We start from the raw sequence: 26,930 nt of genomic DNA, 5'->3' as shown, positions 1-26,930 counted from the left end.
GTCACCTGCGCGAACCGGGCGGCTTCATCCACCGGGCCGGGTGCGCGGGCCTGAATGTGGTTGATGCCTTTGACGATCGCATCGACATGCTCCCCGGAGATCGCCCCATCAGCAGCATGCGCCGCCAGGGTGGGTAACGCCGGCAAGGCGCCCGATACCCGGATAAAGCGCTCGGCCACCGACGGGGCACATCCCAACGCCATCAACAACTCCCGCGGCGTCTGCCCCTGCGCGGCCGCCACCCCGCGGCGATCCAGCGCCCCGGTCAGCATCGCTGCCAGATGATCGATCACATTGCGCAGTTTCATCACGCACGTCATCGCCGCCACCGCGTCGTCCCTGGACATGTCGTCGGTGACGGCCACGTCGCGAAGGCGCTCGAGAAGAGCGTTGAGATCCGGTGTGATTCCCATGCCCAATTGTATCGAACATATGTTCGAACAGCAAGGAGTTTTTCGGCCTACATCAGGAGATCGGTGACGGTTCGGCTGTTCGTGGTGAAGGCAGTTGGGCCCTCAAGCTCGGGCTTTGCAACTGCGTAGCGCATCGCGCGAACCGTCCGGAAAGGTTGGGCGCCAACTCGGCCGGGTAGCGCATGTGCTCAGCCAGGCTCGCCTGCGCACCGATGTAGCGATACACGTTGACACCCCGACCCGGCGGGCCAACGGCGCTGCGGGATCGGCTCGATCGCAACGCTCACGCGCTACTCAGGCGCGCACCACCGCCGGCCCTAGTGCCTCATAGCGCGCAGCCTCCGCGGCCGGCAGTTCCGTACCGGTGACGATCGCGTCGAAGTCGGACACGTCGGCGAACCGGCAGAAGCTGGTCTCGCCGAATTTGGAATCGGCGGCCACCAGGATGCGGCGCATCGCGACCGACACCGCGGTTTGCTTGACCGCGGCCACCGCGGGATCGGGGGTGGTCAGCCCGTGCTCGGGCGTGATGCCGTTGGTGCCGAGGTAGGCGACGTCGATGACGAGGCTGCGCAACCGCTCCACGGCCCAGTTGTCCACCGTGGCCAGGGTTCGTCCGCGCATTCGTCCGCCGAGCAGCATCACCGTCACGGTCGCGCTGTGGGCCAGCGCTTCCGCGGCCAGCAGTGACGACGTCACCACCGTCAGCTCCTGATCCGCCAGCTGCTCGGCGATCAGCCGCGGAGTGAAACCCTCATCCAGATAAACGGTTTCGGCTCCGTGCAGCAGATCCGCGGCGGCGGCCGCGATGCGGTGTTTCTGGGCCAGATCGACCTGGCTGCGGTACTCCACCGTCGATTCGAATGCCGCTGTCTCCAGTGGGATGGCTCCACCGTGGACCCGTTTGAGCATGCGGCGCCCGGCCAGCACCTTCAGGTCGCGGCGGATGGTCTCCGAGGCCACGTTCAGTTCTTCGGCCAGCGCCAGCACCTCGACCCGCCCACGGGTGCGGGCGAACTCGACGATCTGGCGCTGGCGGCTGTCTGAATCCACGGATGACATTCTTGCGTCCGTCGTCTACCGCGCTTCGCTCAGCACCGCCCGGACCTCCTCGGCTGTGCTGGCCCGGCGCAACCGGTCCACCTCGTCCTTGTTCAGGAACACCTGCGCGATCCGCGTGAGCAGCGCCATGTGGTCCTTGCCTGCGCCGGCGATGCCCACCACGAACTCGGCGGGCTTGCCGTTCCAGTCGATGGGCTCGGGATAGCGGACGAACGAGATTCCGGAATGGCGGATCGCGCTCTTGGCATCGTTGGTGCCGTGCGGGATCGCCAGGCCGTTGCCCATGTACGTCGACACGGATTTCTCCCGCTCGTGCATGGCTTCGACATAGGAGACGTCGACGGCGTGTGCGGACACCAGCAGGTTGCCGGCCTCGGTGATGGCGGCCTCGGCGGTGGTGGCCGAGCCGGCCAGCACGATCGAGTCGAGCGACAGCACATCGTCGGACTCGGCAGCGGGTTCGCTTGGCGCCGTGGCAGATTCGGCCGAGGATCCAGGGGCGCCGTTGGTACGCCCGAGCAGTTCCAGGATTTCGTCGTAGCGGGGGGAATTCATGAAGTCGTCGACCGAGACGTGGATCGCCGACGGGGTCTTCTGCCGGGCGCGGTCGGTGAGATCGCGGTGGGTCACGGCCAGCCCGTAGGTGTCGGTGAGATTGGAGATGGCCTGGTTGACGACCGTCACTCCAGTGAAGCCGGCGTCACGGATCTTCTTGCGCAGCACCGAGGCTCCCATCGCGGACGAACCCATGCCGGCATCGCAGGCGAACACGATATTGGTGATGGGAGCGGACGCGGAGCTGCCGACCAGTGCCGAGGCCACGCTGGAACGCTTGCCTTTCAGCGCCTCCATTTCGGCGGTGGCGGCAGCCAGATCGGGCTCGTCGGTGGCGCGGTCGGTCTTGAGTAGCACGGAGGCTACCGCGAACGAGACGGCTGCGGCCCCGAGCACCGACAGCGTGACGCCGAGGTAGCTGCCGGACGCGGTCTGGGCGTAGACGGCGATGATGGAACCGGGTGCGGCGGGTGCGCGCAGGCCGGAGCCGAACAGCACATTGATGAAGACGCCGGTCATCCCGCCCAGGATGGTGGCGGCGATCAGCTTCGGCTTCATCAGCACGTACGGGAAGTAGATCTCGTGGATGCCGCCCAGGAACTGGATGATGGCCGCGCCCGGTGCGGATGCCTTGGCGGCGCCGCGGCCGAACACCATGAACGCCAACAGGATTCCCAGGCCAGGTCCCGGATTGGCTTCCAACAGGAACAGCACGGATTTGCCGGTGGCGAGCGCCTGGGTGGTGCCCAGGGGAGTGAGCACGCCATGGTTGATGGCGTTGTTGAGGAAGAGCACCTTGGCAGGCTCGATGAAGATCGAGGTCAGGGGCAGCAGGTCGTGGCCGACGAGGAAGTCGACGCCGTGGCCCGCGCCGCGGGTGAACGCCGATACCACCGGACCGACACCGAAGAACCCGATGACGGCCAGCACCAGGCCGGCGATGCCGGCCGAGAAGTTGTTCACCAGCATCTCGAAGCCGGGGCGGATCTTGCCGTCCCACAACGCATCCAGCTTCTTGATGACCCAGCCGCCCAAGGGCCCCATGATCATTGCGCCCATGAACATCGGAACATCGGATCCGGCGACCACGCCCATGGTGGTGATGGCGCCGACGACGGCTCCACGGGTTCCGTACACCATCCGGCCGCCGGTGGATCCGATGAGGATCGGCAGCAGGTAGGTGATCATCGGCCCGACGATGCCGCCCTTTTCGTAGGCGCCCCAGCCGCCGATGTGGGCCACCCAGCCGTCCGGGTTCTGCAGCGCGTGAAAGAGGCCGGGCAGCCAGCCGGTCTTGATGAACAGCGCGGTGATCAGGCCCCAGGCGATGAAGGCGCCGATATTCGGCATGACCATGTTCGACAGCGCGGTGCCGAGCTGCTGCACCCGCACGCGCAGACTGGCGCGCTGCGGTGTTTCCGTCGTTGCGTTCACTGTGCTGGACCTCCACCTTGACCGGCCGCGAAGGTGATGCCCGTCACATCACCGTGTGTTTATGAGTAAAGCCCACATGTGGGCACGATGGCAAGCAAATGGGCAAAAATGGGCAGAGAAAAGTTTGGATTTATGCCCGAATTGCCGTTAGAGTGGGCACAGAGTGAATCACGACACACTTGCCGGCCAGGCCGGAGAACCGGAAGGAACGCCATGAAAGCGCTGCGCTACTACGCACCCGAGGACGTCCGGCTCGAAGACGTGCCCGAGCCGGTATGCGGACCCGACGAGATCAAGATCCGGGTGCGCAACTGTTCGACCTGCGGGACGGACGTGAAAATCCTGCACAACGGGCACCAGAACCTGACGCCGCCGCGGACCATCGGTCACGAGATCGCCGGCGACATCGTCGAGGTGGGCGCCGATGTGAACACCACCTACGGCACCGAGTGGGCCGAGGGCGACCGGGTGCAGGTGATCGCGGCGGTCCCGTGCGGTGAGTGCCACGAGTGCCGCAAGGGCTGGATGGCGGTCTGCCAGAACCAGACCTCGATGGGCTACCAGTACGACGGCGGGTTTGCCGAGTACATGATCGTGCCCCGCCAGGTACTCAAAGTCGATGGGCTGAACCGGATTCCGGACAACGTCGGCTACGACGAGGCGTCTGCCGCGGAACCGTTCGCGTGCGCCATCAACGCCCAGGATCTGCTCGGCATCGAGCCGGGTGACACCGTCGTGGTGTTCGGTGCCGGCCCCATCGGGTGCATGCACATCCGCATCGCCCGCGGTGTGCACGACTGCGGGCCGGTGTACCTCGTCGACGTCAACGACGCCCGCCTGGCGATGTCCGCCGATGCCGTGCACCCCGATGCGGTGATCAACGCGGCGGAGGTCGACGTCGTCGAGAAGGTCATGGAACTGACCGGCGGCCGCGGCGCCGACGTGGTGATCACCGCGACCGCCGCCAACATCACCCAGGAGCAGGCCATCGCGATGGCCGCGCGCAACGGCCGCATCTCGTTCTTCGGCGGCCTGCCCAAGACCAACCCGACGATCACCTGCGACTCCAACGTGGTGCACTACCGGCAACTGCATATCCACGGCGCCAACGGATCTGCGCCGGAGCACAACAAGCGGGCGCTGCACTACATCTCGACCGGCCAGGTTCCCGTGAAGGACTTGATCACCCGGCACATCGCGCTCGACGAGGTTCTCGATGCGTTCTCGATCGTCCAGAACGGCGAGGCCATCAAGGTGACGGTGGAGCCCAGCGCGGTTCTCGTCTGAGTCTCAGCCGCCGACGGCAGCGATATAGCCGCCGATCGCCAGCCCGCACAGAACGGCACACAACCCCAGCGTGCCGACGGCAAATGGCCAGGCGCGCAGGCGCTTCACCAGCCGGATGACGGTGACGACCGTGCCGGCCAATGCCACCACCATGGCCGCGATGAATCCCGCTGCCATGGCGTTGATCCCGGCGTCGATGTGACACGTCGCCGGCGGACAGTAGTCGGTGAACGCCAGCGCGAACACCGCGAAGAATGCCGCCACGCCGCCGCCGACGTAGGTGAGCACCAGCGCGCTGATCGACGCGGCGAGGTCCCCGCTCGAGAGCGGGGGCTTGGCCGGTGGCGGCGCCGGATAGCCGTAGGTCATGGCGGGATGTTATCCGCGCCGAACGTGAGCGTGTGTGCGAAAAATCGGCAGAAGTTCGCACACACGCTCACGCTCGACGCTCGAATTTGACGCACATGCCAACCCCCGCGGGGCGGATGTGCGTAACCTTCGGAGCTATGCGGCACTACTACACCGCCGAGCAGATCCGCGCGGCCGAGGCGCCGCTGTTGGCTTCCCTACCCGATGGCGTGTTGATGCGCCGCGCGGCCTACGGGCTGGCGACGGCGATTGCCACAGAACTCAAAACCCGCATCGGCGGCGTGAGCGGGCGCAGCGTCTGTGCGGTGGTGGGCTCGGGGGACAACGGCGGCGACGCGCTGTGGGCGGCCACCTTCCTGCGCCGCCGCGGTGCGGCCGCAACAGCGGTGCTCCTGAACCCGGACCGCGCCCACCCGAAGGCGCTCGCAGCATTTCGGAAAGCCGGCGGCCGAGTAGTTGAAAGCATTCCGCCGTCAACCGATTTGGTGATCGACGGCGTCGTCGGCATCGGCGCCAGCGGGCCGCTCCGGCCCAATGCCGCGGCGGTCTTCGACGCCAACACCGCGCCCGTTGTCGCCGTCGACCTCCCCAGTGGTGTCGACGTCCAGACCGGCGCCGCCGACGGCCCCCATGTGCACGCCGCGCTGACCGTCACCTTCGGCGGACTCAAACCCGTACACGGACTGGCCGACTGCGGGCGGGTCGAACTCATCGACATCGGACTCGACCTGCCCGAACCGGCGTTCCTCGGATTCGACGCGCACGACGTCCGCGTCCGCTGGCCGGTGCCGCACCCGGCGGACGACAAGTACAGCCAGGGCGTCAAGGGCGTGCTCGCCGGGTCGGCGACCTATCCGGGTGCGGCGATCCTGAGCACCGGCGCCGCCGTCGCCGCCACCTCCGGCATGGTCCGGTACGCCGGCTCCGCACACGCCGAAGTGGTGTCGCACTGGCCGGAAGTCGTTGCGGCGCCGGATGTGACGGCTGCGGGGCGGGTCCAGGCGTGGGTGGTCGGCCCGGGACTCGGCACCGACACCGCCGGCGACGATGCGCTGCGGTTCGCGCTGGACACCGACCTGCCCGTGATCGTCGACGCCGATGCGCTGACCTTGTTGGCCGCCGACCTCGACTTGGTCGCGGACCGCGCGGCACCGACGGTCTTGACCCCACATGCCGGTGAATTCGCCCGGCTCGCAGGACATCCGCCCCGACCCGACCGGGTGGCCGCCACCCGTGAACTGGCCGAACGTCTGGGCGCCACCGTCCTGCTGAAGGGCAACGTCACCATCATCGCCGACGCGGACGGCCCCACCTATCTCAATCCCGCCGGCCAATCCTGGGCTGCCACAGCCGGATCCGGCGACGTGCTGTCCGGCATCATCGGCGCGCTGCTGGCCTCGGGCATCGCACCGGGCGAGGCCGCCGCCATGGCGGCCTTCGTCCACGCCCGTGCAGCGGGCCTGTCTGCAGCTGACCCAGGTCCCAACCCCGTGCCCACATCGGCGCACCGCATCCTGGCCCATGTCCGGGCCGCCGTCGCATCGCTCTAACCAAGGGGGAATCAGTATGTCGCGCAAGCATGTTCATGGACCGACCATGAGCCCGGCCTACACCGGGCGGTTGTCCACCGCGCCGGTCCCGTCGCTGCGACTGCCCGACGACCCGCTGGACCCGCAGGCTGCCTACCGCTTCATCCACGACGAGCTCATGCTCGACGGCAGCTCCCGGCTGAACCTCGCGACGTTCGTCACCACGTGGATGGACCCCGAGGCCGAGAAGCTGATGGCCGAGACGTTCGACAAGAACATGATCGACAAGGACGAATACCCGGCGACGGCGGCCATCGAGTCGCGCTGCGTGTCCATGGTGGCCGACCTCTTCCACGCCGAAGACCTGCGCGACGATGACCCGGCGTCGGCATGCGGGGTCTCGACCATCGGTTCCAGCGAGGCCGTCATGCTGGCCGGCCTGGCTCTCAAATGGCGGTGGCGCGAGAAGGTCGGCGACTGGAATGGACGCACCCCCAACCTCGTCATGGGCGCCAACGTCCAGGTGGTGTGGGAGAAGTTCTGCCGCTACTTCGACGTCGAGCCGCGGTACCTGCCGATGGCCGAGGACCGCTACGTCATCACCCCGGAGCAGGTGCTCGCCAATGTCGACGAGGACACCATCGGGGTGGTGGGCATCCTGGGGACCACGTTCACCGGTGAGCTCGAGCCCATCGCCGAGATCTGCGCGGCGCTCGATCAGCTCGCGCAGGAGAAGGGCCTGGACATCCCCGTCCACGTCGACGCCGCCAGCGGCGGTTTCGTGGTGCCGTTCCTGCACCCGGATCTGCACTGGGATTTCCGGCTGCCGCGGGTGGTCTCGATCAACGTCAGCGGCCACAAGTACGGGCTGACGTACCCCGGCATCGGCTTCGTGGTCTGGCGCAGCAAGGAGCACCTGCCCGAGGACCTCGTCTTCCGGGTCAACTACCTGGGCGGCGATATGCCGACCTTCACCCTGAACTTCTCTCGGCCCGGCAATCAGGTCGTCGGCCAGTACTACAACTTCCTGCGCCTCGGCCGGGCCGGCTACACGCAGATCATGCGCTGCCTGTCGGACACCGCCCGGTGGATCGGCGACGAGCTGCGGGGCAGCGAACACTTCGAGGTCATCACCGACGGCTCGGCGATCCCGGTGATCGCGTGCCGGCTCAAGGGCAAACGGCCCTACACCGAATTCGACGTGTCGCACGCGCTGCGTGCCTACGGCTGGCAGGTGCCGGCGTACACCATGCCCGAAGGTGCGACGGACATCGCAGTGCTGCGTGTGGTGGTGCGCGAGGGCTTCTCGGCGGACCTGGCCCGCGCCCTGCGCGACGACCTGATCACCGTGCTGAACAGCCTCGATGAGCTCAAGCCGAAAGGCCAGTTCGACGACGTGCAGCCGTTCGCCCACTAGCGGGCGAACCTGAGCTTGTGTTCCAGATCTCCCGAAATCGTGGTGCACGAGCTCAGGCTCGACGCGCACCGGAGCGCGTCTGGGAGAATCGGAGGCGATATGAGCTCGCCCGATCCTCAACCTGCTGCCCAGGCCGTCATCGACCTGGGCGCAATTGCGCATAATGTGCGGCTTCTGCGGGAACGCGCAAGCAGCGCCGCGGTGATGGCGGTGGTCAAGGCCGACGGTTACGGGCACGGTGCGCCGCAGGTGGCGCGTGCCGCCCTGGCGGCCGGGGCCGCCGAGCTCGGCGTCACCAACATCACCGAGGCACTGGCGCTGCGGCAGGCCGGCATCACGGCGCCCGTGCTGTCCTGGCTGAACCTGCCCGGCACCGACTTCGCCCCCGCGCTGGCCGCCGACGTGCAGGTGGCGGTGGCTTCGGTCCGCCAGTTCGACGACGTGCTCGACGGCGTGCGCCGAAGTGGTGCGCCGGCCACACTCACCGTCAAGGTCGACACCGGCCTGAGCCGCAACGGCGTCAGCCCCGCCGAATACCCGGCCCTGCTCGACGCCATCGCCCGGGCCGCCGCCGACGGCGCGGTGCGTCCCCGCGGCATCATGAGCCACCTCGCATGCGGCGACGACCCACAGCACCCGATGAACGACACCCAGGCCGAGCGCCTCACCGCGGCTCGGAAACAGGCAGCGGCGGCCGGCGTGCATTTCGAAGTGGCCCACCTGGCCAACTCGCCCGCGACCCTGACGCGGCCCGATCTGCATTTCGACGTGGTGCGGCCGGGTATCGCGGTCTACGGGCAGACGCCGATCCCCGCGCTCGGCGATTTCGGCCTGCGGCCCGTCATGACGCTGAAATGTCCTGTCACCGCGGTACGTTCGATCAAAGCCGGCGACGGAGTGTCCTACGGACACACCTGGATCGCCGACCGCGACGCCACCGTCGGGCTGATCCCGCTCGGCTACGCCGACGGCGTGTTTCGCAACCTGAGCGGACGCATCGACGTCAGCATCAACGGCGCCCGGTACCGCAACATCGGCCGAATCTGTATGGACCAGTTCGTCGTTGACCTCGGACCCGACGGTGCCGGTGTCAAGGTCGGCGACGAGGCGGTGCTGTTCGGCTCGGGCGCCGCCGGTGAGCCGACGGCGCAGGACTGGGCCGAACTGCTGGGCACCATCAACTACGAGGTCGTCACCAGCCCGCGGGGCCGGATCGCCCGGACCTATCGCGAGTCGACGGGCTGACGTCCATGAGCGACAACAGGAATGCCCGGTGGCTGGCGGGCATGGCCGGACTCACGGCCGTGGGGTCAGTCGCCGGGATCAGTGTCGCCCGCTCGTTGCGCCGCCGTGGTGGTGAAGACCCGTACGCGGGTGAGGATTTCACCACGCTCGACGCCGACCGCGGCTATGTGGTGACGGCCAGCGACGGCGTGCCGCTGGCGGTCCGCGAGGTCGGCCCGAAAGACGCCCGGCTGACGGTGCTCTTCGCGCATGGCTTCTGTAACAGCATGGGCTCCTTCCACTTTCAGCGGGCCCGGCTGGCCGAGCGGTGGGGCGATCAGGTCCGCATGGTGTTCTACGACCAGCGCGGGCACGGCCGTTCCTCGGCCGGTCCGGTCGATTCGTACACCGTCCCGCAACTGGGGCAGGACCTCGAATCGGTCATGCGGGTTATGGCGCCGCGTGGTCCCGTCGTGCTGGTCGGCCACTCGATGGGCGGCATGACGGTGCTGTCCCACGCCCGGCAGTTTCCGCACAACTACCCGGCCCGGGTGTGCGGCGTCGCGATCCTCGCCTCTGCGGCACAAGGGGTTACCCGTTCACCGCTGGGTGAGGTGCTGCAGAATCCCGCGCTGGAGGCGGCGAAGGCGGCGGTGCGGTTCGCGCCCGGAGCGGTCAGTGCGGGCCGTGGTGCGGCGAAGGCCGTCATCGGCCCCGTGCTCAAGGCCGCGTCGTTCGGTGACGACGCAGTCAGCCCGTCGGTGGCGCGGTACGTCGAGAAGATGACGCACAACACGTCGATCCGCACGACCGTCGAGTTCCTGCACGCCCTCGAAACCCACGACGAGGCCGGCGCGTTGCCGGTCCTGCAGCACGTGCCCACCCTGATCGCCTGCGGCGACCACGATCTGCTCACCCCGCTGGCCAAGTCCCAGGCGATGGCCCGGCAGTTGCCGAAGTCCGAGCTGGTGATCGTCGAAGGCGCCGGGCACATGGTGCACATGGAGCAACCCGAACTGATCAACGAGGCGCTGGAGCGCTTCGTCGAGCACGCCACGCCGTCGCGGCTGGTGGCGCTCACCCGTCATCTGCGTGGAAAGGCCAAGCGCAATGGATGATTCGCACGGCACCGTGCACCTGCCGACCGAGGCCGACACCATGGCCCTCGGCGCCCGGTTCGGCGCCGAGCTCAAGGTCGGTGACGTCGTGGTGCTGACGGGTCCGCTGGGTGCCGGGAAAACCATGCTGGCCAAGGGGATTGCGCAGGGAATGGACGTCGACGGCGCGGTGACGTCGCCGTCGTACGTGCTGGCCCGGGTGCATCCCGCCCGCCGCGCCGGATACCCCGCGATGGTGCATGTCGACATGTACCGACTGCTCGACTCGGGCAGTACCGACCTGCTCGGAGAACTCGACTCGCTCGACCTCGACACCGACCTCGATGATGCCGTGGTGGTCGTCGAGTGGGGCGAGGGCCTGGCCGAGCGACTGTCGGCCAGCCATCTGGACATCCGGTTGGAACGCGCCGACGACGACACCCGTACCGCTGTCTGGCATTGGAGCCGTGGATGATTCTCGCCATCGATACCGCCACCCCGGCTGTCACTGCCGGTGTGGCGCGGCGTACCGCAGCCGGCGTCGAGGTGCTGGCCGAACGGATCACCATCGATGCCCGCGCGCACGCCGAGCAGTTGACGCCCAATGTGATTGCGGCCGTTGCCGATGCCGGTATCACGTTCGGCGACCTGGAAGCCGTGGTCGTCGGGTGCGGGCCTGGCCCGTTCACCGGGCTGCGCGTCGGGATGGCCACCGCGGCCGCGTATGGGCAGGCGCTCGGCATCCCCGTGTACGGCGTGTGCAGCCTGGATGCGATCGCCCCGGCCACTCCGGGAGAACTGTTGGTGGTCACCGATGCCCGTCGCCGCGAGGTCTACTGGGCGCGGTACCGCGACGGCGTGCGGGTCGACGGACCGGCGGTGAGCGCCGCCGCCGACGTCGAGCCCGGTTCGGGTTCGGTGGCCGGCCCGGCCGCGCAGGCCGCGCTGTTCCCGTTGCCGTCGCTCGACGTCGAGTACCCGACGGTGACCGGACTCGTGACCGCTGCAGACTGGGATCAGGCGCCCGCCGCGCTGGTGCCGCTCTACCTGCGCCGCCCCGACGCGAAAACCCTTGCCGAGCGGGGACTCTCGTGACCATCGAGTACGGGCCCCTGACGGTCGGCGACGCCGACCGGTGCGGCGAGCTGGAGGCGATCCTGTTTCCCGGCGACGACCCGTGGCCGGCAGTCGCCTTCATCCGCGAGCTCGACTCGGCGCACAACCACTACGTCGCCGCGCGGGACGGCAAGCTCCCGGTGGGGTATGCCGGCATCAGCCGGCTGGGCCGTAAACCGCCGTTCGAGTACGAGGTACACACCATCGGGGTCGATCCGGCGTACCAGGGCCAGGGCATCGGCCGCGAGCTGCTGGACCGGCTGTTGACCATCGCCGACGGTGGCACCGTGTTCCTGGAGGTGCGCACCGACAACGAGCCGGCGATCGGCCTGTACGAAAGCGTCGGGTTCGTGAAAATGGGCGTGCGCAAACGGTATTACCGGATCAGTGGCGCGGACGCGTACACCATGCGGCGGGACGCACATGTGAGCAGCGTGTCAGGCGACGCGGACGTGAGGAGCGAGTCAGGCTCATGACAATCATCTTGGCCATCGAAAGTTCCTGTGACGAAACAGGTGTCGGCATCTGCGAATTGGCGGACGACGGCACTGTGACGCTGCTGGCCGACGAGGTCGCTTCCAGCGTCGACGAACACACCCGCTATGGCGGCGTGGTCCCCGAGATCGCCTCGCGCGCGCACCTGGAGTCGTTGGGGCCCACCATGAGCCGGGCGCTGGCGACCGCCGGCATCGAGCGGCCCGACGTCGTCGCAGCGACCATCGGGCCCGGCCTGGCCGGGGCGTTGTTGGTGGGGGTTGCTGCGGCCAAGGCGTATTCGGCCGCGTGGGGTGTGCCGTTCTACGGCGTCAACCACCTGGGCGGGCATCTGGCCGCCGACGTCTACGACCACGGCCCGCTGCCCGAGAGCGTCGGTCTTCTGGTGTCCGGTGGCCACACTCATCTGCTGCATGTGCGATCCCTGGGTGAGCCGATCGAGGAGCTCGGCAGCACCGTTGATGACGCGGCGGGCGAGGCCTACGACAAGGTGGCCCGGCTGCTCGGGCTCGGCTACCCCGGTGGCCGCGTGCTCGACGAACTGGCCCGCCAAGGCGATCGGAACGCCATCGCGTTCCCGCGCGGCATGACCGGCCCGCGAGATGACCCGTACGCCTTCAGCTTCTCCGGCCTCAAGACCGCCGTCGCTCGCCACATGGAGAAGCACCCGGACGCGTCGCACGCCGACGTCGCGGCCGGTTTCCAGGAGGCCGTCGCGGATGTGTTGACCCGCAAGGCCGTTCGCGCGGCCACCGACCTGGGCGTGTCCACGCTGCTGATCGCCGGGGGAGTGGCCGCCAATTCGCGGTTGCGTGAGCTGGCCGAAGAACGTTGCGCCGAGGCCGGTTTGACACTTCGGGTGCCGCGGCCGCGACTGTGTACCGACAATGGGGCCATGATCGCCTCGTTCGCCGCGCACCTGATCGCGGCGGGAGCCAAGCCGTCGCGTCTCGACGTGCCGAGCGACCCGGGGCTGCCGGTGGTGAAGGGCCAGATCGCGTGAGCCTGCAGGGTGCCGCGGACAAGCTGGAGATCACCGAGCTGCTGTACCGGTACGCCGAACTGATCGACGCCGGCGACTTCGACGGCGTGGGAAACCTGCTGGGGCGCGGGAACTTCATGGGCGTTGCCGGCGCCGAGGCCATCGCGGCGCTGTTCGCCAAGACCACCCGTCGTTTCCCTGAGCACGGGAACACCCCGCGCACACGGCATCTGGTGCTCAACCCGATCGTCGAGCTCGACGGCGACACTGCCCGCGCGCGGTCGACGTTCTGCGTGGTGCAGCAGACCGACACGGTGCCGCTGCAGCCCATCGTGGTTGGCCGCTACGCCGATACGTTCGCGCGCGACGAGACGGGTTGGCATTTCACCGAACGTGTTGCGGATGTGCAGATGGTCGGCGACGTGTCCGACCACCTGAACATCTCGCTGCAATGAGCAACAACCTCACCCGGCATCTGGGCCTGCTGCAGATCTCTGCCGCGAGCGTGTTGTGGGGTACGGGTGGCTTGGTGGTCACCGTCATTCACGACCGGAGCGGTCTGGGCGCGATGACGGCCAGCGCCTGGCGAATGGCACTCGCGACGGTCGCGCTGGTGACTTTCATCGCGGTCACGGGCCGTGCCGGACAGGCGATCACGATGATGCGGTCGCGTCCGGTGGTGCCGATCGTCGTCGGCTGCGGTACCGCCCTTTATCAGGGCCTATATTTCGCGTCGGTGCTGTCCATCGGGGTGGCGGTCGCCACCGTCGTCGCGCTGGGGCTGTCGCCGATCCTGGCCTCGATCTGGCAGCACATCCATGCCCGGACCGCACCGTCGCTGCGCGAGATTGCGGTGCTCGCTGCCGCCCTGGGCGGGCTGTGTCTGGTTACGTTCGGCGGCGCACCGCATGAACGTGGCGGCGGCGCAACCAACTTCACGGCCGGGCTACTGCTCGCCATCGCCGCGGGCGCAACATATGCGGCCACGACGATCCTCGGGCACCGGCTTGCGAGCCGGACCGACCCCGTCGTCATCGCCACGTGCACCACCACTGCCGGCGCGGTGGCGCTGGCACCACTTTTCCTCGTAGCTTCTCTCAAAGGCGAGCCGGTTGTCCCGTCGGACCCGACGTCCCTGGGGCTACTGGTCTATCTCGGGGTTTTCACACTCGCATTGTCGTATGGACTTCTCTACGCCGGTCTGCGCACCACGTCAGGGGCAGCCGCGACCGTGGTGACCCTCGTCGAGCCGATCTCGGCTGCGGTACTGGCGGCGGTGCTGCTCGGACAGCAGCTCACCTGGATGTCGGTGGTCGGCGCGATTCTGATTCTGGGGGCCGTCGTTGGGCTGCCCGCAGGCCGGGACGTCCCTGATGGACGTCCCGACCCGGGCGTTTAGTCGGCCGCTATGCGTCGTTCGCGGCCGGCGAGAGCGGGATGAGCGGCAGCCGCAGCGCCCCCGGAGCGCCTTCCGGCACAACCGGTTTGATCGGAGCGACAGCGTCCACCCGACGATAGGGCTGCCCCTGCTCGGGGCGCAGATCGTCCTCACCCTTGTTGGGCCACATGGCCGCCGCACGCTCGGCCTGGGCGGTGATGGTCAGCGACGGGTTCACCCCCAAGTTCGCCGAAACCGCCGACCCGTCAACAACACTCAGCGTCGGGTAGCCGTAGACACGGTGGTACGGATCGATCACCGCGTGCTCGGCGTCCGAGCCGATGGCGCAACCGCCGAGGAAATGCGCGGTCATCGGGATGTTGAACAGCTCGCCCCACGTACCGGCCGTCACGCCGTCGATCTTTTGGGCAACCCGGCGGGTCGCGTCGTTTCCGGCCGGTATCCACGTCGGGTTGGGCTCGCCGTGCCCCTGCTTGCTCGACAAGTGCCGGCCGCGCAGACCCCGTTTCGTGAACGTGGTGATCGAGTTGTCCAGGTTCTGCATCACCAGTGAAATCACCGTGCGCTCACTCCAATTGCCCACCGTCAGCACCCGCAGCAGCGCGCGCGGATGCGTCACGGCCAAGCCCAGGGCCTTCAGCCAGCGCGGCCACCGGCCACCGCCATCGGTCATGAGGGTCTGCAACAGGCCCATCGCGTTGGAGCCCTTGCCGTAGCGCACCGACTCGATATGGGTGTCGCTGGTCGGATGGAACGACGACGTGATCGCCACGCCGCGCGTGAGGTCCAGCGCCGGGTCGACCTTGTATTTCATTGCGCCGACGATGGATTCGGAATTGGTGCGGGTGAGCACACCGAGCCGGTCGGACAGTTGGGGCAGGGTGCCGCTGTCCTTCATCTTGTGCAGCAGGTTCTGGGTGCCCCAGGTTCCGGCGGCCAGGACGACGTGCCGCGCCGTGAAGGTACGACGGTTCTTGCGCAGGGTCCGGCCGGTGCGCACCGTGTCGATCTCCCAGATGCCGCTCGGACTCTGCCGCACGGAAGCGACCGTCGTCAGCGGATGCACTGTGGCGCCGGCATTCTCGGCCAGGCCGAGGTAGTTCTTCAGCAGGGTGTTCTTGGCGCCGTAGCGACAGCCCGTCATGCAGCTGCCGCATTCGATGCACCCGGTGCGGTCCGGTCCGACGCCGCCGAAGAACGGGTCGGGCACGGTCTTGCCGGGTTCGCCGAAGAACACTCCGACCGGGGTCTGGACGAACGTGTCGCCCACGCCCATGTCCTCGGCGACTGCTCTCATGATCTCGTCGGCCGGGGTCATGCTCGGGTTGATCACCACCCCGAGCATGCGCCTGGCCTGGTCGTAGAACGGCGAGAGTTCGTCGGACCAGTCGGTGATGTGGGCCCACTGCGGGTCGTTGAAGAACGTCGCCGGCGGCTTGTAGAGGGTGTTGGCGTAGTTCAGCGACCCGCCACCGACGCCCGCCCCGGCCAGGATGACGACGTCGCGCAGCATGTGGATGCGTTGCACGCCGAAGCACCCCAGCTTGGGAGCCCACACGAACTTCCGGACGTCCCAACTGGTTTTCGGGAACTGGTCGTCGGTGAACCGGCGGCCGGCTTCCAGAACGCCGACGCGGTAGCCCTTCTCGGTCAGACGCAAGGCGGTGACGCTGCCCCCGAACCCGGACCCGACGACGATCACGTCATAGTCGGTGTTGGACATGTACTTCTCCTCAGTTGAAACGGCTGGTTTCGTCGTCGACCATGTCCATCGCGATACGGCGGGCCCGGATCGCGGCCCGGTCGGACTTGACGTTGATGTCGCGCCGGCGGCCGCCGGGTTCGTCGAGCCGCCGCTGGATCGTCTCCAGGATCGTGGCATTGCGGATGGCCCACTCGTGGAACATGATCCGCAGGTACTCGGTGATGGAGTCCTCGGCGCTGTCGTAGTTGCGGGCCAACTGCAGGAAGACGTGCGTCGCGCCAGGGGATTCGGGCGTGAATCCGTGAATTCGCAAGAGTTCGTAGGACTTTCCATCCAGAACGTCGATGGCGTAGTGCTGCGTGTGCAGCGCGGGTGACACGAACGTCCCCTCTTCACGCCGGATGGCCACCGTCTCTTCGGGCAATCCGGTGATTGCCGACTCCCATGGCGCCAGGCGACTCGGCTGGGTCACCCGGGTGTAGGCCACGGAGCGTTCGGAGATTTCGACTTCGTTGAGCGGCGGCAGCTGCTGGATATCCGGGGGCACCATCTCGGGGCGGGTGATGAACACGTCGGTCAGGTCGAGATAATGCTCATGCAGCAGAAGGTAATTCGCCTCGACGCGCAGGACCTCGGTGGACCCGGTCCAGCCGGTACCGTCGAGATACCACGGCACGCGTGGCGGCGGACGCAGGGCCGCGGCGCGTGGCTCACCGAGCCAGATCCAGATGAACGGCGCGGTCTCGACGACCGGGTACGCCGGCACCCGGGCCCCGGGCGGTACGTTCTCCTGCGACGGCACGTCGGCCAGACAGCCGTCGGGGTTGTAGCTGAAGCCGTGATAGCCGCAGACCACACGGTCGCCGTCGAGCCTGCCCTCCGAAAGAGGATAGGCGCGGTGCACGCAGCGGTCCTCGAGGGCGACGACTTCGCCGGACGCGCGGCGATACAGGACCACGTGCTTGTCCAGCAGACGCCGGGCGAGCAGTCCTTCGCCGACCTCATCGCTGAGCGCGGCCACGTACCAGCAGTTCAACGGGTAGTTGGTTCTCATAGGTCGAGCACCAGCCTTTCGGACCGGGAACGCGAGACGCAGATCATGATGGTTTTGTTCTCCGCCTTCTCGGAGTCGTTCAGCACGGAGTCGCGGTGATCGCCGATGCCGGCGATGATTTCGCATTCACAGGTGCCGCAGACGCCTTCCATGCACGACCCCAGCACGTCGAGGCCCGCTTCTTCGGCGACGTCGTAGATCGTCTTGTCCGACGGCACGGTCAGGGTGACGCCGGAACGCTGGCATTCGATCTCGAAGGTGTCGAGAGCGTCGGCCGGCTCCTCGATGGTCTTCGCCGAGAAGCGCTCGAGGTGCAGGCTGCCGTCCGGCCAGGGTTGGCAGCCCTTCTCGACGGCGTCCAGCAGTCCCTCGGGGCCGCAACAGTAGACCAACGTGTTGTCCTGCGGCGCTGCCAGCACCGCCGCCAGCTTCGTCCGGAAAGCGTCGCCATGCTCGTCGCGCGCACAGATGGTCACGCGGTCGCCGAAGCGCTCCAGCGCATCCAGGTACGCCATCGACGAGCGGGAGCTGCCGCCGTAGATCAACTGCCAGTCGGCACCGGTGGCCTCGGCGGCCTCGATCATCGGGAGCATCGGCGTGATGCCGATACCGCCCGCGACGAACTGGTAGCGCGGCGAGTTCACGAGCGCGAAGTGGTTGCGCGGCCCGCGCACCCGGACCGTGGTGCCTTCGTGCAGCTTGTCGTGCACGAACTGCGAGCCGCCGCGGCTGTTCGGGTCGAGCAGGATGCCCACCCGCCACTCGGTGCGGCTGGCGGTGCTGCCGCACAGGGAGTACTGCCGCGTCAGCGACGGCGACATGACCAGGTCGATGTGAGCGCCGGGGGTCCACTCGGGCAGGTCCGCGCCGGACGGGTCGGCGAGAGTCAGCGTGACGACACCGTCTGCTGACTGCTCGCGCCGACGCACCTCCAGGTCGACCTCGACTTCCCGGTATGCAGCGTTACTCACAGTGCCCTCTGTTCTTCGCCCGAGCGGCTCATCGCCGCGCGCCGGACGGGGATCGACTTGTACTGGTTCAGGAACAGCGCCCGCACTCGGGTGGGATCGCCGTCCAGCGTGAGGTCCGGGAACCGGCGGACGGTCTCCTGAATCCACAGCTTCAGTTCGAGGCGCGCCAGGTTGGCGCCGAGGCAGAAGTGCTTGCCGCGGCCGCCGAAGGCCTGGTGCGTGTCCGCCAGCCCCTCGCGGGTGATGTCGAACTCGTGCGGATTCTCGAAGACGGTCTCGTCCCGGTTGGACGCCAGGTACCACAGCAGCAGCCGGTCGCCTTCTTTGATCTGCTTGCCGTGCAGCTCGAAATCGGTGGTCGCGGCCCGGCCCATGAAGGCGAAGGCGGGCGCGTGGCGCAGGCCCTCCTCGACGGTGGGTTCGAGCAGCTCCGGGTTCTCCTGCAGCAGGATCAGCTGATCCGGGTTCTGCATCAGGGCCAGCATCGTCGCGCTGTAGGTGGCGCGCGTCGAGTCGTTGCCGGCGGTCATGAGCAGGGCGAAGAACGTGGCCATCTCGAGTTCCGTGAGCTTCTCGCCGTCCACTTCGGCGTTCATCACCGCGGTGATCAGGTCATCGCGCGGGTTGTCTCGCCGCTGTGCCATCTGGTCGTTGAGGTACGTGATGATCTCGCCGACGATGGCGCCGGCGTCATCCCACTGCTTGCGGATTTCCGGGTCCTCGAACGCGCTGAACACATTGGTCCAGTAGACGAGGCGCTCGTCGTCCTCGGCGGGCGTCCCGAGCATCGAGCCGATCACCCGGGCCGGCACCGGCCGGGCGACGTCGCGGACCAGGTCGAAGCTCTCGCGGTCGGCCACGCTGTCGAGGACGTCGTTGATGATCTGCTTGATGGCCTCTTCGTGAGCAGCGACGCGTTCGGGTGTGAATGCCTTGATGACGAGGGCCTTGAGTCGGTCGTGTCGCGGCGGGTCCATCGAAATCAGCTGCAGGCGCTGGATATCCAGCGGTACCCCGATGTCGTCGACGTTGAAGATGCCGCGCTTCTCGGACGAGAACGTGCGATGGTCGCGGCTGACGGTGCGCACGTCGTCGAAGCGGGTGATGGACCAGAAGCCGCCTTCGCCGGGGACAGTGCGCTGCGGGCTGTAGTGCACGGGGTCTTCGCGTTGCATGCGGGCGAACAACTCGTACGGCGGACCGTCGTCCCACACCGCCGGGTCGGCAAGGTCGACGGCGGCGAGGTCCACTTCGGTTGCGGCGGCAGTAGTCACGTTGCCCTCCTCGTTGGTCTGATGTTTACGAAAGCTATTCATCGCGGCCGCCGCGATCGACGTCTCGGGACGACCAACTCTCGGGGCGTTTGCGGAGCGTCGTTGTCGTGCGGCGACAAAGCCCGATTTGCAGCAACTTCGGGGCCGCGTGATCTACGGTCAGTTCATGCCGGAAAGACGCGTCGATGAGGGGAGCGTCGTCGCACGCGCAGCACAGATCATCGGCGCGCTCGACGGCAAGTTGGGCGACATCACACAGTCGATCCAGAAGATTCTTCTGACCGAGATCGCAGAGCTCAGCGACGATGCGCAGCTGCTCGAATTGCAGGCGCACACCGTCGCGGCCAACGTCGAAACGGTCTTCGCCTCCATTCGGCACCGGATTCCGATCCAGGACGTCGTACCGCCGACGGAGTCGCTCGAACACGCGCGGCGGATGGCCCAGCGTGGGGTGTCCGCAAACGCGGTGGTGCGCGCTTACCGGCTGGGCCACCAGGAAGTGATGAACTTCGTGCTCGACGAGATCGCCGACTCGGACATGGATCCGCGGTGGGGCCTCGACGTTTTCAAGTACTTCCAGACCGTCGCGTTCGGTTACATCGACTGGATTTCGCAGCAGGTCCTCATCACCTACCAGCAGGAGTACGACCGCTGGGTGGAGAACCGGAACAGCATGCGGGCGCAGCGGGTTCGGGCCATTCTCACCGCGGCCAGCGGCGATGTCGACGAGCTCACCGAGGAGATCCGCTACCCGCTGCGGCGCGTGCACCTGGCGCTGGCGCTGTGGTACCCCGATGACAACGGCGGCGACGAGCTCGTCCGCATGGAGCGGTTCGCGAACCATCTCGCCACGTCGCTCGGCACCCATGAGCCGCCGTTGTTCCTGTCGGTCGACCACCTCACCGCGTGGGTCTGGCTGCCGTTGTCGGCGCAGGGCGCCGAGGGCGCGTCGGACCGGATCCGGGAATACGCCGCGACACAACAGGATTCGCCATGGATCGCGCTGGGCAATCCGTTGCCCGGCATCGAAGGGTTCCGGCGTTCGCACGAGCAGGCAGTGGACGCCCGCGCGGTCGCGGTCGTGTCGGGCTCGGCCGACCGGCGCATCACCGCGGCGAGCGACCCAGGGCTACCCGTCGCCACGCTGCTCGGCGACAACGTCGGATCCGTCGGCGCCTGGGTGGCCGAAATCCTGGGCCCGCTCGCGAGCGACACCGAGAACGACGAACGGCTGCGCGAGACATTGCGCGTGTTCCTGCGGACTGGGTCGAGTTTCAAGGCCGCCGCCGACGAAATGCACCTGCATTCGAATTCGATCAAGTACCGGGTGAACCGCGCGATCAGTCGCCGGGGCACGCCGATTGTCGACGATCGCATCGAGGTCGAGGTCGCATTGCTGCTCTGCCACTGGTTCGGTCAGGCCGTTCTGAACTGACAATTCGTCGTTGCGGGCCCATTTGTGGACCGTCGACAACGCGTGCCCCGGGTGCGGTACGAACTTTGGCTGTTTGCGACGTAGTTCGCTTGCGCTGCCGTCAGTAGTTTTTGGATCACTGCGAAACGCATATCAGCGAGCCGGTCCTTTGGATAATTACTCGCACAGTCCGACGGAGGCGAATAATGGGCGACGATCCAAAATCCGACAAAGCGCGTGGTGCATCGCCCTCCGACGATCACGGTCAAGATCAAAGCAGTAATCCCTTGGGCGCCATAGTCGATCCGCTCACCAAGCTGGGCATCGACACCGCCCGGGACATCGCGGCCGCCGTGCAATCGACCCGGGCTGCCGCCGGCGATCTGCTCAAGGTCGTCAATATTCTGAGTCGGCTGCCCGGACGCGAGACGCACCCGGCGCCGGCAGCCATTGCGTCGCCTTCGGAAGTCACCGAGGACAGCGACGATATTGACGATGATGACGAAAATGCCGCTGCCGCAACCGCAGTGCTGCCCGTCGTGGCGCCGGATGCAGCGCCGGCCGAGAACCCGGGACTCTTCGGCGGCCTCAAGCGCGCCGCGGAGTCGGCGCTGAATCCTGCCACCGTCATCGGCGTTGCCGTCACACCGGTGCGCCGCGTGATGGGCTCCGGCGACGCCGCCAAGAAGAAGCCCGAACACCGCGACGGGGACAAGAAGGCCGCCAAGCATGACAGCGACGCCGACCTGCGCCACTGGGGCGACGACCTGATTGCCAAGTCGCAGAAGCCGACACGTAAACAGGCACACCGGCATCCGGCATTCGGCCAGATCCTCAGTGAGCTTGCGCCGGACGAAGTTCGGATGCTGCGCTTCCTGGCCGTCGCGGGCACCCAGCCGTCCATCGACATCCGGACGAAGACGATGTTCCAGGTCGGCTCCGAGCGGCTCGTCAGCGGCGTGAACATGATCGCGGACATGGCCGGGTGTCGTTGGCCGGAGTCCGACCAACGCTATCTCGCGAACCTCAATCGTCTTGGCCTGGTGCGCTTTTCGTCTGAGCCAGTGGCCGACTACCGGCGCTATGCGCTGCTCGAGGTGCAACCACGCGCACTCGAGGTGACCGAGGTGATACCCAAGACCATCAGCGTGTACCGCAGCATCTATCTGTCGGAATTCGGCCAACAGTTCTGCGAGGTCTGCATCGACACCGACGGCTACAACGCCGGGGGATGGGCCACTGATGAGCGCGGCGACAAGATCATCGGGAAAGGTCCGCCAGATCTCGCCGCGCACAAACCCAAGCACTGATCCGACCCCGACAAGCCCAGGGATATTTCATGACAACGCTCGCCGCCGGGCCCTTTCTTGATTGGGAGGAGCTCACCGGACAATCGAAATTCGTCGTCGACATCATCAGCGTGCCGATCTTCAGCGCGATCGCCGGCTTGATCACCAACTGGACCGGCGTCATCATGTTGTTCGCGCCCGTCCGGTTCACCGGCTTCTATGTGCCAGGCTTGAAACGGATATTTCCCTTTCTGCCCCGCAAGGTCCAGATTCTGCCGACCTTTGCACCCAACGGAATTCTGGGTTTTCAGGGATTCATCCCGTGTCGCGCCGAGAAGATGGCCAGCCTCATCGTCGACACCTCGATAGCCCGGATCGGCAAGATTTCGGACTTCTACGAACAACTCAATCCCGACAAACTCGCGAAAGCCATTGCGGTGGCAGCCAGGCCGGATATCGGCCGGCTGACCACCGAGATCATCGAGGCCCGACATCCGCAGATGTGGCGGTCGCTCCCGCAGCCGTTGAAGGACGAGGTGCTGCAGACCGTCGACGCCGAGTTGCCGACCATCTCCAAGCGGGCCTTCGCCAAGATCGGCGAGAACATCGACCAGCTGCTGAACGTCAAGCTGATGACCGTCAACTTCCTGCGTCGCAACCCGGAAGTGTTGCGGGACATCATCAAAGGCATGGCGGTGCCCGAGCTGCGCTTCATGGTGCGCGTCGGCGCGCTGGGCTTTCCGTTCGGTGTGCTGCTCGCGCTGTGGCTGTCGCTGATCTACTACTCCAGCGATGAGGCGCGCGAACACGCTGCGGCCCATGGCGGTTTCGCCATCCACCTGCCGGGGTTCCTCGACTCGATCCTGCACTTCCTGCCGACCTGGCTGTGGGTGCTCGGCGGGGCCGCGGTGATCGGCATCGTCGTCAACATCATCGCGATCAAGGTGGTGTTCGAGCCCGGCGAGCCACAGCCACGCTACAAATACCTCTGGAAGCAAGGGCTTTTCGCGAAGCGGCAGCACCAGGCCGCCCACGAACTCGCCACGATGCTGTCGTTACAGGTCCTGACGGTAAAGAACTTCGCGCACGAACTGCTCAACGGTGCCAGCGCGGACAAGACCCGCGCGCTGATCCAGTCCGCGGTCGGAGAAGAAGCCGAGCGCATCCTGGGCCCGTACCTGGTCGTCGCCCGCAACTCGTTCGGAGTCGTCGATGTCGAAGGACTGCAACGTGGCGCCGGGGACAAGCTGGTCGATTTCGCCCCGAGCGTCCTCTACGACCCCGGGTTCAACAAGACCCAGGCCAAGAAGATCGAGACGTTCGCGACGGAGAAGTTCCGGGCGCTGCCGCCGGACAAGTTCGGCGAGATGCTCTATTCGGCCATCGAGCAGGACGCCTGGCTGCTGTACGCCCACGGCGGACTCCTGGGCATCCTCGTCGGCGCCGTCCACATCCTCGTCTTCGGTGCCTGACACCCCGACCGAAAGGGCCGCCATGGCGTCCTATTCCAGAATCGTCGTCGGCACCGATGGGTCCGACGAGGCGACCGACGCGGTCAGCGTCGCCGGCGTGGTGGCGGCCGGCCTCGGTGCGCCGGTCACCGTCGTCACCGCGTGGAAGCCGAGCGTTTCGGTACCGGGCGGACGGGAACAGCCGTGGGCCGATCTGACGGCCGAGGGCGCCGACGTCGATCTCACCGCGCTGGGCGTCACGACGATCGAGAAGATTCCGGTGAAGGGCAGCGCGTTCGACGCCCTCGTCGACGCCGCCGCGCAGACCGAGCGGCCGCTGATCGTGGTCGGTGCGGCGGGTCTCGGCCACACGTCCAGCAGGTTCTGGGGGAGTACCTCGAACGAACTGTCGCACCACAGCCCCGTCGACGTGTTGTTCGTGCGCAAGCCGGTCGCGGCCGTACAGACGATCGCCCTGGCCACCGACGGCTCCGACACCTCGGTGCGTGCGGTCCGTGCCGGGTACGACCTGGCGGCCGCACTCGGCGCCCGGCCGATCCTGGTCACGGTCGCCGGCGACCCCGCTGCGGCCGAGGAGACGCTGAACGCCGTCGAAGGCCTACTGGGAATCACCGGCTCGTTGGAGCGGCTGGCGCTGGTCGGCGACCCGGCTGACGTGCTCGCGGCCGCCGAATACGACGTCGTCGTGATCGGGAATCGGGGCATGGCGGGCTTCGCCCGGGTTCTCGGATCGACGGCCAACACCATCACTCATCGGGCGACGTCCAACCTGCTCCTGGTCAACACGTCACCGGCGGCTGAGTAGCCTGCTGTTTCAGCCCACAGCGAGTTCGCCGAATCCGGCACTGCCCCACCCTTGAGCGCTAGCACTCGCGTGTATAGAGTGCTAGGTGGCACGCGGCCAACCGCGCTCCGGCACCCGCGACGACGGTGTGTGGTCAGGACGCTTGCCGAACAACCTGGCATCCGGGGATTGGCCCTGGATCGACATACCAACCAAGTGGAGGGCTTCCATCGTGGCAGTCAACATCAAGCCACTCGAGGACAAGATCCTCGTTCAGGCCAACGAGGCCGAGACCACGACCGCTTCCGGTCTGGTCATCCCTGACACCGCCAAGGAAAAGCCGCAGGAAGGCACCGTCGTCGCAGTTGGCCCCGGCCGCTGGGATGAGGACGGCGAGAAGCGGATCCCCCTGGACGTTGCCGAGGGCGACACCGTCATCTACAGCAAGTACGGCGGCACCGAGATCAAGTACAACGGCGAGGAGTACCTGATCCTCTCTGCCCGCGACGTGCTGGCTGTCGTTTCCAAGTAAGCATTCGTGTCCCGCCCCGGAAATCCCCGTGCCCGCACGGTGATATCCGGGGCGGTATGCGTATCAGCGAAAGGCTCTAATGAGCAAGCTCATTGAATTCAACGAAGCTGCGCGCCGGGCCATGGAAGCCGGTGTCGACAAGCTCGCCGACGCAGTCCGCGTGACCATCGGCCCGCGCGGCCGGAACGTCGTGCTGGCCAAGGCCTTCGGTGGCCCGCAGGTCACCAACGACGGCGTCACCATCGCCCGCGACATCGACCTGGAAGACCCGTTCGAGAACCTGGGCGCCCAGCTGGTCAAGTCCGTCGCGACCAAGACCAACGACGTCGCCGGCGACGGCACCACCACCGCCACCGTGCTGGCCCAGGCCATCGTGAAGGCCGGTCTGCGCAATGTCGCGGCCGGTGCCAACCCGATCGCGCTCGGCGCGGGCATCTCGAAGGCCGCCGACGCGGTGTCCGAGGCCCTGCTGGCCGCGGCCAAGCCGGTGTCCGACAAGACCGCCATCGCCCAGGTCGCGACCGTTTCGTCGCGCGACGAACTGATCGGTGAGCTGGTCGGTGAGGCCATGACCCGCGTCGGTGCCGACGGCGTCGTCACCGTCGAGGAGTCCTCGACCCTGAACACCGAGCTCGAGGTCACCGAGGGCGTCGGCTTCGACAAGGGTTTCCTGTCGGCGTACTTCGTCACCGACTTCGACTCCCAGGAAGCGGTCCTCGAGGACGCGCTGGTGCTGCTGCACCGCGACAAGATCAGCTCGCTGCCCGACCTGCTGCCGCTGCTGGAGAAGGTCGCCCAGGCCGGCAAGCCGCTGCTGATCATCGCCGAGGACATCGAGGGCGAGGCCCTGTCGACCCTGGTCGTCAACGCCATCCGCAAGACCCTCAAGGCCGTCGCGGTCAAGGCGCCGTTCTTCGGTGACCGTCGCAAGGCGTTCCTGGAGGACCTTGCCGTCGTCACCGGTGGCCAGGTCGTCAACCCCGACGTGGGTCTGACGCTCCGCGAGGCGGGTCTCGATGTGCTGGGCACCGCCCGCCGCGTCGTCGTCACCAAGGACAGCACCGTGATCGTCGACGGCGGCGGCACCGCCGAGGCCATCGACGGCCGCAAGGCGCAGCTGCGCAGCGAGATCGAGGCCTCGGACTCGGATTGGGACCGCGAGAAGCTCGAAGAGCGCCTCGCCAAGCTGGCCGGCGGCGTGGCCGTCATCAAGGTCGGCGCTGCCACCGAGACCGACCTGAAGAAGCGCAAGGAAGCCGTCGAGGACGCCGTCGCCGCCGCCAAGGCTGCGGTGGAAGAGGGCATCGTCACCGGTGGTGGCGCCGCTCTGGTCCAGGCTCGTTCTGCACTGGACGGCCTGCGCGGCTCGCTGTCCGGCGACGAGCTGATCGGCCTCGAGGTCTTCTCCTCGGCGCTGTCGGCCCCGCTGTACTGGATCGCCACCAACGCCGGCCTGGACGGTTCGGTCGTGGTGAACAAGGTGTCCGAGCTGCCCCTCGGGCAGGGCTTCAACGCCGCCACCTTGACCTACGGTGACCTGCTGGCCGACGGCATCGTCGACCCGGCCAAGGTGACCCGGTCCGCGGTGCTGAACGCCGCTTCGGTGGCCCGGATGATCCTGACGACCGAGACGGCCGTCGTGGAGAAGCCGGCCGAAGAAGCCGATCATGGGCACGGCCACCACGGTCACGCCCACTAGGTAGTTGCAACGAAACGCCCCCGGTCCTGTTGGGCCGGGGGCGTTTTCGTGTTTTGGGGCGGTCTCTGCGAATAAGCCTCGCTCCGCACAACTTGCGCCGACCTTGAACGCCTCGGCTGCGTGATGCGGGTTGTAGGTCGACGCGAGCGTTTCGCCGGCCCACGCCGCCATCTCGTGGTTATTGCTGTACAGCCACCAGGACGGCTTCCCAGCCTGGGTGCTTGACAAGTAACCAAATCAACTGCGCTGCAAAAGGTTACGCACTTGGGCGACGCGGTCTGTTTTCAACAGGCGGAGCCGAATCGGCGGGCTGTGCGCCATAGCCTGGCAGGAGCGTCAGGGCGACGTCTATAGTCC

At 67.2% G+C, this 26,930-nt stretch carries 25 protein-coding genes; 17 read left to right on the top strand and 8 right to left on the bottom strand.

Translation table 11 applies throughout. The features are described from left to right. From BR47_RS0123570 to BR47_RS0123560, 3 genes are all read right to left on the bottom strand, one after another. A partial coding sequence (locus BR47_RS0123570; RefSeq protein ID WP_029120983.1) for a DUF222 domain-containing protein occupies positions 1–413 on the bottom strand: 413 nt, incomplete at its 3' end. Positions 414–707: 294 nt separating this feature from the next. Then, positions 708–1,466, bottom strand: coding sequence for a DeoR/GlpR family DNA-binding transcription regulator (locus BR47_RS0123565; protein ID WP_029120982.1), 759 nt, complete (start codon positions 1,464–1,466; stop codon positions 708–710). Positions 1,467–1,490: 24 nt separating this feature from the next. Further along, positions 1,491–3,464 carry a PTS mannitol transporter subunit IICBA gene (locus BR47_RS0123560; protein WP_029120981.1) on the bottom strand — a complete coding sequence of 658 codons (1,974 nt, stop codon included), beginning with the start codon at positions 3,462–3,464 and terminating at the stop codon, positions 1,491–1,493. A gap of 213 nt (positions 3,465–3,677) precedes the next feature. Between BR47_RS0123560 and BR47_RS0123555 the strand changes: the two genes are divergently transcribed. Further along, positions 3,678–4,751: a zinc-dependent dehydrogenase gene (locus BR47_RS0123555; RefSeq protein WP_020102520.1), complete on the top strand. Its 1,074-nt coding sequence runs from the start codon at positions 3,678–3,680 to the stop codon at positions 4,749–4,751. A gap of 3 nt (positions 4,752–4,754) precedes the next feature. Here BR47_RS0123555 and BR47_RS0123550 read toward each other — a convergent pair whose 3' ends face one another. Further along, on the bottom strand, positions 4,755–5,120 hold the full coding sequence (locus BR47_RS0123550; RefSeq protein ID WP_029120980.1) for a hypothetical protein: 366 nt from the start codon (positions 5,118–5,120) through the stop codon (positions 4,755–4,757). A gap of 137 nt (positions 5,121–5,257) precedes the next feature. Here BR47_RS0123550 and BR47_RS0123545 point away from each other — a divergent pair, with 137 nt between their 5' ends. The 10 genes from BR47_RS0123545 to BR47_RS0123500 all read left to right on the top strand — a co-directional run bounded on the left by BR47_RS0123545 (position 5,258) and on the right by BR47_RS0123500 (position 14,379). Beyond that, a complete protein-coding gene (locus tag BR47_RS0123545; RefSeq protein WP_029120979.1) occupies positions 5,258–6,670 on the top strand; it encodes an NAD(P)H-hydrate dehydratase in 1,413 nt (470 codons plus the stop codon). A gap of 16 nt (positions 6,671–6,686) precedes the next feature. After that, the gene (gene gad, locus BR47_RS0123540) at positions 6,687–8,066 is read left to right on the top strand and encodes a glutamate decarboxylase (protein ID WP_029120978.1); all 1,380 of its coding nucleotides are present in this window, start codon (positions 6,687–6,689) and stop codon (positions 8,064–8,066) included. A 99-nt stretch (positions 8,067–8,165) separates the two neighbouring features. After that, the gene (alr, locus tag BR47_RS0123535; RefSeq protein ID WP_029120977.1) at positions 8,166–9,311 is read left to right on the top strand and encodes an alanine racemase; all 1,146 of its coding nucleotides are present in this window, start codon (positions 8,166–8,168) and stop codon (positions 9,309–9,311) included. A 5-nt stretch (positions 9,312–9,316) separates the two neighbouring features. Next, positions 9,317–10,408 (top strand): alpha/beta fold hydrolase, encoded by a 1,092-nt coding sequence (locus BR47_RS0123530; protein WP_029120976.1) that lies wholly within the window; start codon positions 9,317–9,319, stop codon positions 10,406–10,408. After that, entirely contained in the window at positions 10,401–10,862 is a 462-nt protein-coding gene (gene tsaE, locus BR47_RS0123525; protein ID WP_029120975.1) for a tRNA (adenosine(37)-N6)-threonylcarbamoyltransferase complex ATPase subunit type 1 TsaE, read from the top strand. Before BR47_RS0123530 ends, tsaE begins: the two co-directional genes overlap by 8 nt. Continuing rightward, positions 10,859–11,482 (top strand): tRNA (adenosine(37)-N6)-threonylcarbamoyltransferase complex dimerization subunit type 1 TsaB, encoded by a 624-nt coding sequence (tsaB, locus tag BR47_RS0123520; RefSeq protein WP_029120974.1) that lies wholly within the window; start codon positions 10,859–10,861, stop codon positions 11,480–11,482. The genes tsaE and tsaB overlap by 4 nt, the downstream gene beginning before the upstream one ends. Continuing rightward, positions 11,479–11,979: a ribosomal protein S18-alanine N-acetyltransferase gene (gene rimI / locus BR47_RS0123515; protein WP_029120973.1), complete on the top strand. Its 501-nt coding sequence runs from the start codon at positions 11,479–11,481 to the stop codon at positions 11,977–11,979. Before tsaB ends, rimI begins: the two co-directional genes overlap by 4 nt. Beyond that, positions 11,976–13,001, top strand: coding sequence for a tRNA (adenosine(37)-N6)-threonylcarbamoyltransferase complex transferase subunit TsaD (gene tsaD / locus BR47_RS0123510; RefSeq protein ID WP_029120972.1), 1,026 nt, complete (start codon positions 11,976–11,978; stop codon positions 12,999–13,001). The genes rimI and tsaD overlap by 4 nt, the downstream gene beginning before the upstream one ends. Then, positions 12,998–13,435 (top strand): nuclear transport factor 2 family protein, encoded by a 438-nt coding sequence (locus tag BR47_RS0123505; protein ID WP_029120971.1) that lies wholly within the window; start codon positions 12,998–13,000, stop codon positions 13,433–13,435. The genes tsaD and BR47_RS0123505 overlap by 4 nt, the downstream gene beginning before the upstream one ends. Then, a complete protein-coding gene (locus BR47_RS0123500) occupies positions 13,432–14,379 on the top strand; it encodes a DMT family transporter (RefSeq protein WP_029120970.1) in 948 nt (315 codons plus the stop codon). The genes BR47_RS0123505 and BR47_RS0123500 overlap by 4 nt, the downstream gene beginning before the upstream one ends. Positions 14,380–14,386: 7 nt before the next feature. Here BR47_RS0123500 and BR47_RS0123495 read toward each other — a convergent pair whose 3' ends face one another. From BR47_RS0123495 to BR47_RS0123480, 4 genes are read right to left on the bottom strand one after another with little or no spacing between them, the layout of a single operon-like run. Next, complete coding sequence (locus BR47_RS0123495) at positions 14,387–16,102, bottom strand: GMC oxidoreductase (protein WP_029120969.1); 1,716 nt, start codon at positions 16,100–16,102, stop codon at positions 14,387–14,389. A 10-nt stretch (positions 16,103–16,112) separates the two neighbouring features. After that, a complete protein-coding gene (locus BR47_RS0123490; RefSeq protein WP_029120968.1) occupies positions 16,113–17,138 on the bottom strand; it encodes a Rieske 2Fe-2S domain-containing protein in 1,026 nt (341 codons plus the stop codon). Beyond that, positions 17,135–18,109, bottom strand: coding sequence for a PDR/VanB family oxidoreductase (locus BR47_RS0123485; RefSeq protein ID WP_029120967.1), 975 nt, complete (start codon positions 18,107–18,109; stop codon positions 17,135–17,137). Before BR47_RS0123485 ends, BR47_RS0123490 begins: the two co-directional genes overlap by 4 nt. After that, on the bottom strand, positions 18,106–19,383 hold the full coding sequence (locus BR47_RS0123480) for a cytochrome P450 (RefSeq protein WP_029120966.1): 1,278 nt from the start codon (positions 19,381–19,383) through the stop codon (positions 18,106–18,108). The genes BR47_RS0123485 and BR47_RS0123480 overlap by 4 nt, the downstream gene beginning before the upstream one ends. Before the next feature lie 166 nt (positions 19,384–19,549). Here BR47_RS0123480 and BR47_RS0123475 point away from each other — a divergent pair, with 166 nt between their 5' ends. The 6 genes from BR47_RS0123475 (at position 19,550) to groL (ending at position 26,573) form a co-directional block, all read left to right on the top strand. Further along, positions 19,550–20,818 carry a PucR family transcriptional regulator gene (locus BR47_RS0123475; protein ID WP_029105466.1) on the top strand — a complete coding sequence of 423 codons (1,269 nt, stop codon included), beginning with the start codon at positions 19,550–19,552 and terminating at the stop codon, positions 20,816–20,818. 110 nt (positions 20,819–20,928) lie between these two features. Next, positions 20,929–22,107: an Abi-alpha family protein gene (locus tag BR47_RS32250; protein WP_141772292.1), complete on the top strand. Its 1,179-nt coding sequence runs from the start codon at positions 20,929–20,931 to the stop codon at positions 22,105–22,107. A gap of 29 nt (positions 22,108–22,136) precedes the next feature. Beyond that, positions 22,137–23,558, top strand: coding sequence for a DUF445 domain-containing protein (locus tag BR47_RS0123465; RefSeq protein ID WP_020102502.1), 1,422 nt, complete (start codon positions 22,137–22,139; stop codon positions 23,556–23,558). Beyond that, a complete protein-coding gene (locus BR47_RS0123460) occupies positions 23,551–24,363 on the top strand; it encodes a universal stress protein (protein ID WP_231388080.1) in 813 nt (270 codons plus the stop codon). The genes BR47_RS0123465 and BR47_RS0123460 overlap by 8 nt, the downstream gene beginning before the upstream one ends. A gap of 208 nt (positions 24,364–24,571) precedes the next feature. Next, on the top strand, positions 24,572–24,874 hold the full coding sequence (gene groES / locus BR47_RS0123455) for a co-chaperone GroES (RefSeq protein ID WP_029367666.1): 303 nt from the start codon (positions 24,572–24,574) through the stop codon (positions 24,872–24,874). A 79-nt stretch (positions 24,875–24,953) separates the two neighbouring features. Beyond that, positions 24,954–26,573: a chaperonin GroEL gene (gene groL, locus BR47_RS0123450; protein WP_029120965.1), complete on the top strand. Its 1,620-nt coding sequence runs from the start codon at positions 24,954–24,956 to the stop codon at positions 26,571–26,573. Positions 26,574–26,930: the final 357 nt, after the last annotated feature.

The organism is Mycobacterium sp. UNC410CL29Cvi84 (assembly GCF_000686745.1).
Lineage (GTDB): Bacteria > Actinomycetota > Actinomycetes > Mycobacteriales > Mycobacteriaceae > Mycobacterium > Mycobacterium mucogenicum_B.
Note: the sequence above shows the minus strand (reverse complement) of the source record. Positions and strands in the feature narration are given on the sequence as shown.

Excerpts from the sequence above, each read along its gene's own strand:
- tsaD (WP_029120972.1), top strand. The coding sequence starts at position 11,976 with ATGACAATCATCTTGGCCATCGAAAGTTCCTGTGACGAAACAGGTGTC.
- tsaE (WP_029120975.1), top strand. The coding sequence starts at position 10,401 with ATGGATGATTCGCACGGCACCGTGCACCTGCCGACCGAGGCCGACACC.
- gad (WP_029120978.1), top strand. The coding sequence starts at position 6,687 with ATGTCGCGCAAGCATGTTCATGGACCGACCATGAGCCCGGCCTACACC.
- alr (WP_029120977.1), top strand. The coding sequence starts at position 8,166 with ATGAGCTCGCCCGATCCTCAACCTGCTGCCCAGGCCGTCATCGACCTG.
- BR47_RS0123475 (WP_029105466.1), top strand. The coding sequence starts at position 19,550 with ATGCCGGAAAGACGCGTCGATGAGGGGAGCGTCGTCGCACGCGCAGCA.
- BR47_RS0123545 (WP_029120979.1), top strand. The coding sequence starts at position 5,258 with ATGCGGCACTACTACACCGCCGAGCAGATCCGCGCGGCCGAGGCGCCG.
- BR47_RS0123500 (WP_029120970.1), top strand. The coding sequence starts at position 13,432 with ATGAGCAACAACCTCACCCGGCATCTGGGCCTGCTGCAGATCTCTGCC.
- BR47_RS0123490 (WP_029120968.1), bottom strand. The coding sequence starts at position 17,138 with ATGAGAACCAACTACCCGTTGAACTGCTGGTACGTGGCCGCGCTCAGC.
- BR47_RS0123495 (WP_029120969.1), bottom strand. The coding sequence starts at position 16,102 with ATGTCCAACACCGACTATGACGTGATCGTCGTCGGGTCCGGGTTCGGG.
- BR47_RS0123550 (WP_029120980.1), bottom strand. The coding sequence starts at position 5,120 with ATGACCTACGGCTATCCGGCGCCGCCACCGGCCAAGCCCCCGCTCTCG.
- BR47_RS0123530 (WP_029120976.1), top strand. The coding sequence starts at position 9,317 with ATGAGCGACAACAGGAATGCCCGGTGGCTGGCGGGCATGGCCGGACTC.
- groL (WP_029120965.1), top strand. The coding sequence starts at position 24,954 with ATGAGCAAGCTCATTGAATTCAACGAAGCTGCGCGCCGGGCCATGGAA.
- BR47_RS0123465 (WP_020102502.1), top strand. The coding sequence starts at position 22,137 with ATGACAACGCTCGCCGCCGGGCCCTTTCTTGATTGGGAGGAGCTCACC.
- BR47_RS0123555 (WP_020102520.1), top strand. The coding sequence starts at position 3,678 with ATGAAAGCGCTGCGCTACTACGCACCCGAGGACGTCCGGCTCGAAGAC.
- tsaB (WP_029120974.1), top strand. The coding sequence starts at position 10,859 with ATGATTCTCGCCATCGATACCGCCACCCCGGCTGTCACTGCCGGTGTG.